Source organism: Streptomyces canarius (assembly GCF_014650735.1).
Taxonomy (GTDB): domain Bacteria; phylum Actinomycetota; class Actinomycetes; order Streptomycetales; family Streptomycetaceae; genus Streptomyces; species Streptomyces olivaceoviridis.
This window is the reverse complement of record NZ_BMVN01000215.1, coordinates 1-824: the sequence shown is the minus strand read 5'-3', so window position 1 is coordinate 824 and position 824 is coordinate 1. Positions and strand designations below refer to the sequence as shown.

1 protein-coding gene is annotated in these 824 nt (G+C 69.4%); it reads left to right on the top strand.

The genetic code is table 11. The features are described 5' to 3' along the window. Positions 1-804 (top strand): IS5 family transposase gene (locus IE294_RS46945; RefSeq protein ID WP_373315979.1). Its coding sequence is split into 2 segments (ribosomal slippage), with 805 coding nucleotides annotated over them: positions 1-311 and positions 311-804; the frame shifts between segments, so codons are not numbered across the junction. This gene is flagged as partial in the annotation. Positions 805-824 lie beyond the last annotated feature (20 nt).

Sequence of the window (824 nt, the reverse complement as noted above, 5' to 3'; positions counted from 1 at the left end):
GGAGTGGGAGTTCCTCCGTCCGCTGTTGCCTGAGTCCTTGCGTGGACGGAAGCGGTTGGACGATCGAACCGTGCTCAACGGGATCGTGTGGAAGTTCCGGACAGGCACGGCCTGGCGGGACGTGCCCGAGCGGTACGGTCCCTGGCACACGCTGCACACCCGCTTTCGCCGGTGGGCCCTGGACGGCACCTTCGAGCGGATGCTCCAGGCCGCCCAGGCCCGGGCGGACGCGGCGGGAGAGATCGACTGGCTGGTGTCGGTCGACTCCACCGTCGTACGCGCCCACCAGCATGCCGCCGGGGCCCGAAAAGGGGGCGCCGCAGCCCCGCGCTCGGACGCTCCCGGGGCGGCCTGACCAGCAAGATTCACCTGGCCTGCGATGCCTTCGGGCGTCCGCTCGCCTTCGTGCTCACAGGCGGCAACACCAACGACTGCACCCAGTTCACCACCGTGATGGAGGCAATCCGGGTGCCTCGCATGGGCCCGGGCCGTCCCCGGGTGCGGCCCACCCACGTGCTGGGCGACAAGGGCTACAGCTCCCGCGCGATACGGACCTGGCTGCGACGCCGCGGCATCAGCCACACCATCCCCGAGCGGGCCGACCAGATCCGCAACCGGCTCCGGCGCGGCAGCCGAGGCGGGCGTCCACCGGCCTTCGACAAGCAGCTCTACAAGCAGCGCAACGTGGTGGAACGGTGCTTCAACCGCCTCAAGCAGTGGCGCGGCATCGCGACCCGCTACGACAAAACCGCCGAGTCCTACCAGGCAGCCATCACCCTCGCCTCGCTCCTGATGTGGGCGTGACATTTGAAGACAGAACCTAG